A 12,942-nucleotide genomic window follows, 5' to 3' on the forward strand; every position below is an offset into this window, starting at 1 on the left:
CTTTTGAGTCTCTTTTAAAAATCTATAGCATCATAAATAACCTGTTGTATTTTTGTTCTAATACTTTCCGTAATGAGCTTCCGGTTGGTGGCATCTGGAAAAGTTCGATTAGACAAAAATACATAAACAATTTCTTCTTCGGGGTCTGCCCAGGCAAATGTCCCTGTGAAGCCGCTATGGCCAAAGCTTTTCATAGAAAGACAATTACAGGTAGGACCGGCAGTTCCCAGTTGGGGTTTGTCGAAACCAACGCCCCGCCTTACATTTTCATCACAATAATAACAGGTGTTGAACTTATCTACGGTACTTTCTTTTAAATACCGGGTACCTCCATAATAACCACCATTAAGGTAGAGCTGCATTATTTTTGCCACATCGCCCGCATTGCTAAACAATCCTGCATGCCCACCAATACCGCCCTGCAAAGCCGCTCCCTGATCGTGAACAGTCCCCTGTACCAATTGCCCTCTCCAAAATTTATCGACTTCTGTAGGAACAATTTGCTCTAGTGGAAAGCGGGATTCCGGTAAATATGAAGTATGATTTGCACCAAGAGATTTATAAATTTTTTCCTGGGTAAGATTATTTAAAGTATTTCCATAAAAAGATTCGAGATAGTACTTCATGATATAAAAGGGAAGATCACTATATCTATATTCTTTCTTACTCCGCAGTTTACTTTCTTTGATAGTATTAATAATAGAATCTTTAAAATCGCTGCGCAAATACATTTTATTAGCAACCCTGGTATTGAATGAGTCTGAAGGGGTTTTCCTAATATAATCCTTAGATAGTTTTTTTGTTTCAGAGTCTATCGTACTAATATGAAAAGGGATCCACGGTGCCAACCGGGCATAATGCATAAGCATATCCTGTAATCTTAGATTCGCTTTGTTCGAACCTCGAAAAACCGGCATAAGTTCTCCTAACCTTGAATCGAAAGACAGCACATTTTTTTCCTCCAATTCCATAACCAGGGGCAAAGTTGCCAAAATCTTGGTTAAACTGGCCAGATCGTAAACAGAGGTATCCCTTACCGGATTTTTTTTCGCATAAGTGTGATACCCAAAATTCTTGTTGTAAATAATTTTTCCCTTTCTGGCCACCAAAATTTGTGCACCAGGTGTCATTTTATCTTTTATAGCTGCGTTAATTATACTATCTATTTTTCGCAGTTTATAAGAATTAAGTCCAACGCTTTCCGGTAAACCATAAGCCAACCGGTTTAGATTTTTTGTGAGGTAGCCAGTTCCTTCCGGGAAATTATCACCAATACTTACCGGTAGTTTCCCCCTGGCCTGGATAGCTCCAAAAAGCATTTGCGCTGCTTTTTTCTGTGCTATTGTATTGTTTTGATAGCTCACTAAAATACTTTCAAGCTCGGTAATTCCACTTACATCCCTTAAAGCATAAGGGCTGGCAAATAGATTTAAAACAGTTTTATTTTGTTGTGAGATTTGTTGTAGCCAATGCAACTCGGCAATAGAAAACCGATAATTAGCCCAGGGATTCTCATCGGGTTTGTGAAAACCTACTATTACCAGGTCATATTCTTTTAATTTCTCAAGTAACTGGGAAAGCTTTATAGCACTTACCCAATCTACATTTGCGTAACTTCTTAATTCTTTTAAAAACGGACTTCCATCTGCATTTCCAAAATTTACATAAGCAATCTTTTGCTCCAAATTTTTAATTGGTAATAAGCCTTTATTGTTTTTAATAAGCGTTTGAGCGTTTTCAAAAAGATTGTTCAGTAAAACGCTATCACGAACTGTATGTAACTCTTCTGACAGGAAGTTTCTGTGTACAGGTTTTAATCTATTTAAGCCGGCTTTATATTTAGCTTGCAATATTTTTTTTACCGAATGTTGCAGCCTTTCCTCAGAAATTATATTGTTATGATAGGCATCTATAAGCACCTGTGAGGCAATTTGCACCTCGGCGGGCATTAAAAGCACATCATTTCCGGCTAAAAAAGCCCTAAGGGAGGCGTCGCCGGGCTCAGTGTTTCCAGTTACCCCTTTCATGGCCAGGGCGTCGGTAAAAATTAGTCCTTTAAACCGCATCTTTTCTTTCAACAAATTGGTAACCACCGCTCTTGAAAGTGAGGCCGGGACTCCTCTTCTTTCCTGAAGTGCGGGAACATTTAAATGTCCCACCATGATACTGCGTAGGCCTTTATTGATTAATGGATAATAAGGATAAAGCTCTAAACTATCTATACGTTGCCTGGAAAATGGAATGGTAGGCAAACTTTTGTGGGAATCTGTGTCGGTATCTCCATGACCGGGAAAGTGTTTCGCACTAGCCAAAACATTCTCCCGCTGCATTCCCTGCATAAAAGCCAGGGATTTTTTGGCTACATTAATTTTATTTTCTCCAAAAGAACGATTACCAATTATAGGATTTTTAGGGTTAGTATTGATATCTACAACCGGTGCGAAATTAATATGAACCCCCAATCTTTTGGTGTGCCTGGAAATCGTAGCACCGGCTTCTTCAATTAATTTATTATTTTGAATCGCACCAAGGGTCATATTCCAGGGCAGTGCAAATGTAGAATCGAGACGCATGGACAAACCCCACTCGGCATCCATACCAATAAGCAATGGAATTTCTGATAATACCTGAAGTTCGTTGGTTAATTTAGCCTGCCGCCCGGGGCCTCCTTTAGAGAATATTACTCCACCAATTTTTTCTTCGGAAATAAACTTTTTAGTTTTTGCAATGACTGAAGCATCTGCTTTTGAAGCAAGACTGGTCATAAACAACTGGCCTACTTTTTCCTTTAAGTTTAAGTTGTCGTAAATACTATCCACCCATTTCTCCTGTTTTTTGGCATCTTGGGTTACCAAAGGATTAGTTTGGGACGCAAGCCTGGAAACAGAAAATAATAAAAGGGTTAAGATAAGGATTTTCGGAGCGGGGAAAATTTTCATCAACTAATAAAACGCTTGTGCCAACTTTCAGCAGCAGGAACCTCCCAATCTGAAAGAAATTCAGCTTTATTATTTACCAAATTATTAAAAACGATAGTTTTTGAGGAAACTGACCTGTTTTTAGCCATTTTCCTAAAATCTGAAAGGGTTTTATAAGCGATAAACTCTCCTTGCTTATAAGATACATTCATTTTATCCAAAAGATCTACATTATAATCTTTCTCCAGTTGTTGGATAAAATGCACCGAGGCATCTATAGAACAACCACTGGCCGCATTCACATTTTGATCGAGACCAAGCACAATAAAACGTTTGTATTTTATTACATAACCGGCCTGGAGATCACTTCCATGCACTGTCCATTGCGTAACAAATTCATCTAAACGAGATTTTAACTCTTCCAGTTCTGCTTCGGTAAATGAACGATTGGCCTGGTATATCCATACCCGCGCATTATCGGGCAAATCTTTAAAAGGTACTAACATAATTCGCTAAATAAGTTAACTACAAAACTAAATCATATAATTGCTGTCGCCAATATAGTTATGGCATTTAACGTTTCTGGGATAGTTTGATGTTTGGTGTTTGGTGTTTAGGGTTTGGAGATTCAAACCTTGAACTTTGAACCTGAAATTTTAAACCAATTAAAGATCCTGTGCGTTTGCAATAAGTTCTGCTACGTCCATCACTTCCACACTATCTTCTTTATTTTTTCCTTTAACACCGTCGGTCATCATAGTGTTACAGAAAGGACAACCCGCAGCAATCACTTCCGGTTTTACTTCCATTGCCTGCTCGGTACGTTCTATATTCACGTCTTTATTTCCCGGCTCTGGTTCTTTAAACATCTGCGCTCCCCCGGCACCGCAACACATGCCTTTCTCTTTGCAGTTACGCATTTCCAGCAGTTCAACTTCAAGTTTTCTAAGCAAGTCGCGCGGAGCTTCATATTCTCCGTTACCCCTGCCTAAATAACAAGGATCGTGAAAAGTGATACGTTTTCCTTTAAATTTCCCGCCTTCAACCTTTAACCTTCCTTCGGCCAAAAGGGATTTGAGGAATTGCGTATGGTGTAGAACTTCATAATTTCCACCAAGTCCCGGATATTCATTTTTTATGGTATTGAAACAATGTGGGCAGGCGGTAACGATTTTTTTTATTTCATAGCCGTTTAGAACTTCAATATTTGTAACGGCCTGCATTTGGAACAAAAATTCATTCCCGGCACGTTTAGCAGGATCCCCGGTACAACTTTCTTCGGTACCTAAAACGGCAAAATCAACTTTTGCGTTATGTAACAATTTCACAAAAGCTTTGGTGATTTTTTTTGCCCTATCATCAAAACTACCGGCACAACCTACCCAAAATAAGACTTCGGGTTTTTTGCCTTGAGCCATATATTCGGCCATAGTAGGTACTTTTAATGCTTCTGCCATAATCTATATCCTTTTTTTATTCAGTTTAAAAATTTCAACAGGAATTATTTTTTATGCTTTTCATCAATAAACCGCAAATGCTTTTTCCAGACTTTACAAGCACTTCAAAAAAACAAGTCTAGTTTTCCTTGGCCCAGTTAAGTCTGTCCTGCTGATTGTAAGGCCAGGGAGCCCCATTATTTTCGATATTGGTCATAGAAATTGCCAATTCATTTGGAGCCGAGCTCTGTTCCATCATTAAATAACGTCGCATTTCTACAATAATGGAAAGCGGATCTATCCCCACGGGACAAGCTTCCACACAAGCGTTACAGGTGGTACAGGCCCACAATTCTTCTTCTAATATAAAATCTCCCAACAACTGTTTTCCGTTGTCTTCATATTTTCCTTTTTTATTGATAATTTCCCCAACCTCTTCTAATCTATCCCGGGTATCCATCATAATCTTTCTTGGCGAAAGTTTTTTACCGGTACGATTTGCGGGACACTCGGAAGTACATCGCCCACACTCGGTACATGTATATGAATTTAATAATTGCACCCTGTTAAGATCAAAAACATCTGAAGCACCAAACTTTTCAGGCTCTCCTTCTTCTTCCTCTTCTGCCGGGGCGGCAAAAGGATCGGCATCAGGATCCATCATTAATTTTACTTCATCGGTTACCGACTGCAGGTTATTGAATTCACCCTGGGGCTGTAATTTCGAATAATACACATTTGGAAAAGCCAGTAGGATATGCAGGTGTTTTGAATAATATAAATAATTCAGAAAAAACAAGATTCCTAAAATATGCAACCACCAGGCGGTCCTTTCAATAATTATCAAAGTGGCATTACTCATGCCGTCAAAAATTGGTAAAAGGAATTGGCTTACCGGAAAGCTGCCCATAATCCCCGCTTCGCTACTGTAATGAGGCGCACCATTAAGCTGTAGTTGATAATCTGTAGCATTCATCACCAAAAAGAGGATCATTAAGACCATCTCGAAATAAAGAATATAATTGGCATCATTTTTTGGCCAGCCTTTTAATTCATTTCCTAAAAACCGATATATGTTAATAAGGTTTCTTCTAATCCAAAATACCACCACCCCAACAAAAACCAACAACGCTAAAATTTCAAAAAAACCGATTAAAAAGCTGTAAAAGCCACCCATAAAAGATAAAATTCGGTGTGTACCGAACAATCCATCTATGATAATCTCAAGAACTTCAATATTAATAATGATAAAACCTACGTAAACAATTACGTGAAGAAAACCAGAAATTGGTCTTTTAACCATTTTACTCTGGCCCAGGGCTATTTTAGCCATTTTACCAAAGCGCTCTCCAGAATTGTCACTCCTATCTATTTCTTTTCCCAGGTTAATATTTCGAATTAACCTTCGAATATTTCTAACAAAGAAACCAATCCCTGCAACCAGGGCTATAAGAAATAAAATTTGGGCGATAATTTGCATATAAGTTTATTATTTAACCGAATCCTTTTCCTTAGGCTCCTGGTAAGGCCCAGGGTTCTTCCCAAAAACAGAGAAGTGTACATATCGTTTAGGATTCAACTTAATGTCCTGTAATAATTGTTCCATTTGCATGGTTGCATTCTCAAGGTTGTTATAGAGCGCATCGTCGTTAATCAATTTTCCTGCAGTACCTTCTTTATTGTTTAATTTATTGGATACACTTTCAAAATCTGCCACGACTTTTTCGAGATCGTTTGTAATTTTACCAATATTCATTCTCGATAAGGTATCAGAAAATTGATTAAAATTAGTAGTCATTTCATCAATATTCGTAAAGGTACGGTCTAATTTTCCAGAATTTCTCCCCACAATACCTTCTAAAGTATTTGCAGTCACTTTAAAAGAAGCAACTGTTGCGTTTAAGTCTTTAAATGTATGCTGAATGGCATATCGAGTACTATCATTGAGTACTTTATTAACCGCAGTCAATAAAGAATCTGCACTTACAATGGTATTTTCCACTTTTTCCTGAAGCGGTGTTAAACGCTCGTTCACCAACTCCATAATGCCTTCTTCGGTATCACTGGGAAGAGTATCCCCAGATTTTGCCATTTGGTTAATTTCGTAATCTGGGAGAATAGCCAAAGATTTTCCGCCAATAATATTACCTCCATAAATTTGAGCGGTACTATTTTTAGAAAACTCAAAATCACTTTCCACCGTAAAGGTTACAACCAGGGTACCTTTTTTATCAAGAAAGTTAATTTCGGTTACCTGTCCCACTTTTAAGCCATTAATTGTCACTGTAGAAGAAGGTGAGAGACCCTCCACATCATTATAGACCGCATGGAAAGTGCGGTTGGATTCCAAAAGGTTTTTTCCTTCCAAAAAACTATATCCAAAAATAAGTAGAACTATAGCAATAATTGCTAAAAGTGCGGTTTTAACCTCGCGTGTAAATTTCAAAAGCTATTTTTTTAAGATAAGGACAAATTTAAAAATAAAAATAGAAAAGAATTGCTAATTAACTTTAGTTTTTAACGCGTCATTAACGCTAATCTTTTTTCCATCCTTAAAAGCAACAATATAACTAGACGGATAACCGTTTTGTTTTGCCTTACCGTGTATGCTTTTTATTTCTACATAATCTGATGTCGCTCCATAATAATATTTATATAAATCTCCTTCTCTAGCGCGTTCTACGTTTTGTAAACCTTTAAAATTATAGGGACGTGTTTTTAACTTTTTTGAACCTGCGGCCAATTGTACTTTAAACGTAATACCCTCGTAAATTTGGCTGGGTTGCTCCTCTACTCGGCCCGGTGCCAGATCTTCAACACTTTCTAAACTGGAGAGATTTATACTTTGAGCATATTTATTTATAGCAGCCACAATGGAGGCAGCCATTTTATTTTGTCCATTATTACTGTTTAAATAAGGTCCCTCGTGATTATTAGTTAAAAATCCAGTTTCAATTAATACGCTGGGCATTACAGCATTTTTTAAAACCAAAAACCCAGCTTGTTTTACCCCACGATCTTTTCTATTCAACTGATTCGTAAAATTTTTCTGAACAAAATCGGCCAAAAGAATACTTTGATTTAGATATTCTTCCTGCATTAATGCCATCCCAATATAAGATTCGGGAGAATTAGGATTAAAACCGCCGTAGGTCACTTCATAATCTTCCTCCAGGAAAATCACCGAGTTCTCTTTCTTGGCAATTTCAAAGTTTGCTTTGGTTTTATGTAAACCCAGTACAAAAGTCTCGGTACCATAAGCCTGAGAATTGTGTGAGTTGCAATGCACTGAAACAAAAAGATCTGCTTTGGCATCATTGGCAACCTTAGCTCTTTTATCTAATGGAATAAAAACGTCGCTCTTACGAGTATAAATCACTTTAATGTTCTTTTGCTTTTCTAAGGTTTCCCCTATCTTAAGAATAATATTAAGAGCGATTTCTTTTTCTTTAAATCCGTTTCCCATATTACCCGGATCTTTACCACCGTGACCGGCATCTAAAACCACAACAAAGGGATCACCAGAATTAAAATTACCTGCAAAAAGTTGAGGCAAAGTATTTATAAATATGAATAGAAATACTAAAAGTTTAAGTAGATTCGTTCTCATAAAGACGTAACGACAAATTAGAATAATTATTTTAATTTCTATTTTTCAGGAAATCTCAAATCTAAGCTGAAAAAATATATGTAATTTTGAATTTGCAAAAAGCAAGCCATTCTTTACAAAAATAGCACTTAGAGCATTGCAAACAAATATACTTAATATACTTTTCTGCAGTATTTTTATACTGCTTCCTGTCGTTTTTCTAAATGCTCAGGAAATAGAGACCAATGAAGAGGAAGGGATAAAAATTGAAGCAGAACGGGACAGCCTGGTGTCTGTAGGAAACAACCTGCCTCTTGCCGAAACTATAAAACTTACCGATAGTGTGATGGGCGACACTTTAAAACCCCGGCAAGGCAATCAAATAATTACCGATATAGTATCCTATAAGGCCAAGGATTATATGAGACTTAGCCAGAAGGAAAATAGAATGTTCCTTTATAATGAGGCCGAAATCACCTATGGCGACATACAAATTAATGCCGGGCTTATTGTAATAGACAATAAGAAGAATGAAGTTTATGCCTACGGAATTCCAGATTCTACAGGAGCCTATTCACAAACCCCTGTGTTTGTACAGGGGAACCAAACGGTAGAGCCAGACTCTATTCGGTTTAATTTCGATACCGAACGTGCCCTGGTTTATAACTCGAGGACGCAACAAGCCAGTTTTAACGTAAAAGGAGAAGTTACCAAGCGGGAAAACGACTCGGTATATTTTATGAAAAATGTAAAATTCACAACAGATGATGACCTGGAAAACCCCGATTACTTTTTCTATGCCAGAAAAATAAAATTTGTACCAGACAAAAAAATTGTCGCCGGATTAGTAAATATGTACCTGGCCGATGTTCCCACACCCCTGGGACTGCCTTTTGGATATTTCCCTATGACCGAAGAGAAAACCAGTGGTTTTATAATTCCCAGTTTTGGGGATAGCCAACGCGGTTATTTTCTACAAAATGGAGGCTATTATTTTGCAATAAGCGACTATGTAGATTTACTTGCCCTGGGAGATTATTACACCAACGGCAGTTATGCTTTTAGAGGAGAAAGCAATTATGCCAAACGTTATCGTTACCGCGGAAATGTAAGGATACGTTATGAAAATTTATATCAAAGTGAACGTGGCTTTCCAGATTTCTCAGAACAGTCTGTTTACAATATCCAGTGGTCTCATAGCCAGGATTCTAAGGCGAGTCCCAATTCACGATTTAATGCTTCGGTAAACCTGGGAAGTAGTACCTACTATCAAGAATCTGTAAATCAAATGAATACTGGAAATTTTCTAACTAATACTTTAAACTCTTCGGTTTCTTATAGTAAAACATTCCCCGGTGATCCCCAGGTAAATTTAAGCCTTACGGCCCGACATAGCCAAAACACCAGAACGAAAACCATAAACATGACCCTGCCCACACTGCAGGCAAGTATGTCCAGAATTTATCCTTTTGAACCCAAAACAGGTGCGAAGAAAGGTATTATAGAAAACATTAACTTTCAATACAATCTACGGGCAGAAAATCAAATAAAGACCACAGATTCGCTTTTTTTCACTTCCCAAATGTTTAAAGACGCCAACTATGGGGCCCAACATTCTATCCCGGTTTCAACGAACTTTAAGCTTTTCAATTATTTAAGTGTTAGCACAAACGCCAACTATGAAGAAAATTGGGTTTTTAAAACTTTCGACCAACGTTATGATGAATTTAATGATGAAGTAGTTATAGATACTATAAACGGCTTTGATTCCTACCGAACTTATAGCTTTAGTGCCGGAATTGGAACCACTATCTACGGACTAAAAAACTTTGGAAAGGACAAAAAAATACAGGCCATTAGGCACGTGATGCGGCCAAACATTAGTTATAATGTGAACCCCGGCTTCAATCAATATTACGATACTTATGAGCGTGTAAACCCTGCCAACCCCATAGAAACCAACATGGTAGATTATTCCCGTTTTGATGGTACGTTATATGGCGCCCCGGGTAGGAACTTTGCCAGTTCTATAGGACTTAGTATTAGTAACACCTTAGAGGCGAAAGTGCGCTCTAAAGACAGTACCGCAACAGAACCCGAAAAGATTACCCTGCTAAATAATTTTAGCATGAGCACCTCTTATAATCTCGCTGCAGAGGAAGATCAACCCAAGCTCTCACCCATCGCTTTGCGTGGTTCTATACCCATCGTAAAAGATAAACTGGATATAAACGTAGCCGGAAATTTAGATATTTATGCCTTAGACAATAATAATCGTAGAACCACCAAATTAAATATTAATAACGGCGGAAGTTTATTTCGATTTACCAATGCCAATGTAAGTTTTGGGTATTCATTCTCCAGCAAAGACTTTGAAGATGAAAAAGACGAGAATGATGATGAAATAGATAATGACACCTATCGCGGTGGTGGAAGAAAGGACGATCTATTTGGGAAAGGCACCAATTTAGACGGGGAATTTTACGATAACGAGGAAGACCCATTTGCAGATAGAGAGGGTGAAAAACGCAATGATAATTGGTATAATTATAAAATACCGTGGGACCTGAGGTTGTCTTACACTATGACTTACAATAATACCGCAAGGCAAAATGAAATTACCTCCCACTCTATCATGTTCTCTGGTGACGTAGAACTTTCGCCAAAATGGGCAGTTGGAGCTTCATCGGGATATGATCTTAAAGAAATGGGCTTCACTTATACACAATTAAGGTTTCAGCGGGACCTCAATACCTGGAGGCTAAGTTTTAACTGGGTTCCGTTTAGTGCACAGCGCTCATGGAATTTCTTTATTGGGATAAAATCTTCTATATTAAGCGATATTAAATATGACAAACGTAGGGAACGAGACCGAAGTTTGTAATGAATTCGTTTAAATTGAATTTCTTCGGATGTACTAATTTTAATCAACAAAATATATAAAGATGAAAAAAATAATTAAAACCAATCAAGCACCTGCCCCCATAGGTCCATATAATCAAGCTATTTTAACCGGAAACACCCTTTATATTTCAGGTCAAATTGCCCTAAACCCAGAGACAATGGAGTTAGAAACTAACGAACTGGAACAGGAAACAAAAAGGGTTATGGAAAACCTAAAGGCTATCCTGGCCGAAGCTGGAATGGATTATGAAAATATTATTAAGACTTCAATCTTTATTAGCGATATGAATAATTTCGCAAAAATAAATGAAGTTTATGGCACTTACTTTAACGCTGAAACTGCGCCGGCCAGGGAAACCGTAGAAGTTGCTAACCTGCCAAAATTTGTGAATGTAGAGATAAGCGCGATTGCCGTTAAACAGTCTTAGTAGGCAGTTGCAGTGAGCAAGTTTCAGTAGGCAGTTGCAGTGGTAAGTCGCAGTAAGCAGTCGCAGTTGGCACTTTTTTTAAGGGGGTAGTGGATTTTCTGCGTTTTCAGCAGAAAAGACGGAGTTTTTTGTTAATAGGTTAATATTATGATTCAAATCAATCCGTAACATGGAACAGTGAGCAGTCGAAGTAGGAAATTGTAGTGGTCAGTTTGCAGTTAGCAGAAATTCTAAACAACTCACCACCAAAACCGGGAACCCACAACCGATACTAAAAAGCATCCATCAACAGTCCTGCGGTTGCGGGATTGGTAGCTAGTGGTATATCATGTACATCGCATAAACGCATAAGCATAAAAATATCGGGTTCGTGGGGATGTTTATCTAATGGATCCCTAAAAAAGATTACCATTTCTACCTTTCCCTCGGTAATTCGTGATGCAATTTGCGCATCACCACCAAGAGGACCAGACAAGAGTTTTTCCACTTCAAACCCTGCCGATTCAGCTTTAGCCCCGGTAGTGCCTGTCGAAATAAGTTTAATATTCTTAGCCTGTAGAGCTTCTTTATGATTATTTAAGAACTGGACCATTTCAGCTTTTTTCCCGTTATGGGCAATAATTGCAACTGTTTTCATTTTCACACCGATAATATATCAGAAATTCTTAGTAAATCTTTATTTATGGATGGCTTGCCTTTAAGTGCTTTCTCTAATTCACAGGCCTGAATTTTATTTTTTATCGTGCCCACCATAATATCACGCTTTCCGTCTAAAATAAGTTCTACAGCCTTAACGCATAAACGGCTGGCCAAAACCCTATCGAAACAGGTTGGGCTTCCTCCTCTTTGAATATGTCCTAAAACAGTTACTTTGGCATCGTAATACGGAAGGTTTTCCTTTACATACTCTGCCAGCTCAAAGACATTTTTTCCAATTTTATCCCCTTCAGAAACAATAACAATACTCGAGGTTTTACCAGACCTTCTACTTCTTTCCAGAGAATTCAATAGGCGATCCAGCCCCAGGTTTTCTTCAGGAATTAATATTTCTTCGGCTCCAGAACCTATACCGCTATTTAGGGCAATAAACCCCGCATCACGTCCCATTACCTCTACGAAGAAAAGCCGGTTATGGGAACTTGCTGTATCCCTAATTTTATCTACCGCTCCCAATACTGTATTTAAAGCGGTATCATATCCAATAGTAAAATTAGTTCCAAAAATATCATTATCTATAGTACCGGGAACTCCCAACACAGGTATATCGTGTTCTTTGCTTAAAGCCAGGCCACCTCTAAAGGTCCCATCACCGCCAATTAATATCAAAGCATCAACCTTAGCAGCTTTTAGGTTTGCGGCAGCTTTTTCCCGACCTTCTTTTGTTTTAAATTCAGGACATCTGGCCGATTTTAGAAATGTACCCCCGTGATTTATTACATTTCTCACACTTCTGGCATTAAGCGTCATATAATCTCCATCTATTATCCCCTCAAAACCACGTTTAAAACCAATACATTCTATATTATAATAAGCACAAGAGCGAACCACAGCTCTTATAGCAGCATTCATTCCCGGGGCATCCCCTCCCGAAGTCATTACTCCTATTCGATTAATTTTCTTAGTCATAAATTATATTTTGTTTCGAATATTTTATTCTGAAGAAATTA

The 12,942-nt window shown here is 38.0% G+C and carries 10 protein-coding genes; 2 read left to right on the top strand and 8 right to left on the bottom strand.

The window, feature by feature from the left end:
• Positions 1-14: 14 nt before the first annotated feature.
• From BUA71_RS12720 to BUA71_RS12745, 6 genes are all read right to left on the bottom strand, one after another.
• Entirely contained in the window at positions 15-2,939 is a 2,925-nt protein-coding gene (locus BUA71_RS12720; protein ID WP_072880369.1) for a serine hydrolase domain-containing protein, read from the bottom strand.
• Entirely contained in the window at positions 2,939-3,424 is a 486-nt protein-coding gene (locus BUA71_RS12725; RefSeq protein WP_072880371.1) for an ABC transporter ATPase, read from the bottom strand. The genes BUA71_RS12720 and BUA71_RS12725 overlap by 1 nt, the downstream gene beginning before the upstream one ends.
• Positions 3,425-3,583: 159 nt before the next feature.
• Positions 3,584-4,375, bottom strand: a complete 792-nt coding sequence (locus tag BUA71_RS12730; RefSeq protein WP_072880373.1) for a (Fe-S)-binding protein — start codon at positions 4,373-4,375, stop codon at positions 3,584-3,586.
• Between the two features lie 118 nt (positions 4,376-4,493).
• Entirely contained in the window at positions 4,494-5,834 is a 1,341-nt protein-coding gene (locus BUA71_RS12735; protein ID WP_072880375.1) for a 4Fe-4S dicluster domain-containing protein, read from the bottom strand.
• A gap of 9 nt (positions 5,835-5,843) precedes the next feature.
• A complete protein-coding gene (locus tag BUA71_RS12740) occupies positions 5,844-6,800 on the bottom strand; it encodes an MlaD family protein (protein WP_072880377.1) in 957 nt (318 codons plus the stop codon).
• A gap of 54 nt (positions 6,801-6,854) precedes the next feature.
• Positions 6,855-7,964 (bottom strand): N-acetylmuramoyl-L-alanine amidase family protein, encoded by a 1,110-nt coding sequence (locus BUA71_RS12745; protein ID WP_072880379.1) that lies wholly within the window; start codon positions 7,962-7,964, stop codon positions 6,855-6,857.
• A 136-nt stretch (positions 7,965-8,100) separates the two neighbouring features.
• Here BUA71_RS12745 and BUA71_RS12750 point away from each other — a divergent pair, with 136 nt between their 5' ends.
• Positions 8,101-10,827, top strand: coding sequence for a putative LPS assembly protein LptD (locus BUA71_RS12750; RefSeq protein WP_072880381.1), 2,727 nt, complete (start codon positions 8,101-8,103; stop codon positions 10,825-10,827).
• Positions 10,828-10,888: 61 nt separating this feature from the next.
• Complete coding sequence (locus BUA71_RS12755) at positions 10,889-11,275, top strand: RidA family protein (RefSeq protein ID WP_072880383.1); 387 nt, start codon at positions 10,889-10,891, stop codon at positions 11,273-11,275.
• Positions 11,276-11,546: 271 nt separating this feature from the next.
• Here the strand turns inward: BUA71_RS12755 and BUA71_RS12760 are convergent, their stop codons facing one another.
• On the bottom strand, positions 11,547-11,912 hold the full coding sequence (locus tag BUA71_RS12760) for a methylglyoxal synthase (RefSeq protein ID WP_072880385.1): 366 nt from the start codon (positions 11,910-11,912) through the stop codon (positions 11,547-11,549).
• A gap of 2 nt (positions 11,913-11,914) precedes the next feature.
• Positions 11,915-12,901 carry a 6-phosphofructokinase gene (gene pfkA, locus BUA71_RS12765; RefSeq protein ID WP_072880387.1) on the bottom strand — a complete coding sequence of 329 codons (987 nt, stop codon included), beginning with the start codon at positions 12,899-12,901 and terminating at the stop codon, positions 11,915-11,917.
• Between the last annotated feature and the right edge of the window lie 41 nt (positions 12,902-12,942).

The sequence above is a fragment of the Salegentibacter echinorum genome, assembly GCF_900129445.1.
GTDB lineage: Bacteria > Bacteroidota > Bacteroidia > Flavobacteriales > Flavobacteriaceae > Salegentibacter > Salegentibacter echinorum.

Coding starts and splice junctions, on each gene's coding strand:
- BUA71_RS12725 (WP_072880371.1), bottom strand. CDS start 3,424: ATGTTAGTACCTTTTAAAGATTTGCCCGATAATGCGCGGGTATGGATA.
- BUA71_RS12735 (WP_072880375.1), bottom strand. CDS start 5,834: ATGCAAATTATCGCCCAAATTTTATTTCTTATAGCCCTGGTTGCAGGG.
- BUA71_RS12755 (WP_072880383.1), top strand. CDS start 10,889: ATGAAAAAAATAATTAAAACCAATCAAGCACCTGCCCCCATAGGTCCA.
- pfkA (WP_072880387.1), bottom strand. CDS start 12,901: ATGACTAAGAAAATTAATCGAATAGGAGTAATGACTTCGGGAGGGGAT.
- BUA71_RS12720 (WP_072880369.1), bottom strand. CDS start 2,939: ATGAAAATTTTCCCCGCTCCGAAAATCCTTATCTTAACCCTTTTATTA.
- BUA71_RS12745 (WP_072880379.1), bottom strand. CDS start 7,964: ATGAGAACGAATCTACTTAAACTTTTAGTATTTCTATTCATATTTATA.
- BUA71_RS12730 (WP_072880373.1), bottom strand. CDS start 4,375: ATGGCAGAAGCATTAAAAGTACCTACTATGGCCGAATATATGGCTCAA.
- BUA71_RS12760 (WP_072880385.1), bottom strand. CDS start 11,912: ATGAAAACAGTTGCAATTATTGCCCATAACGGGAAAAAAGCTGAAATG.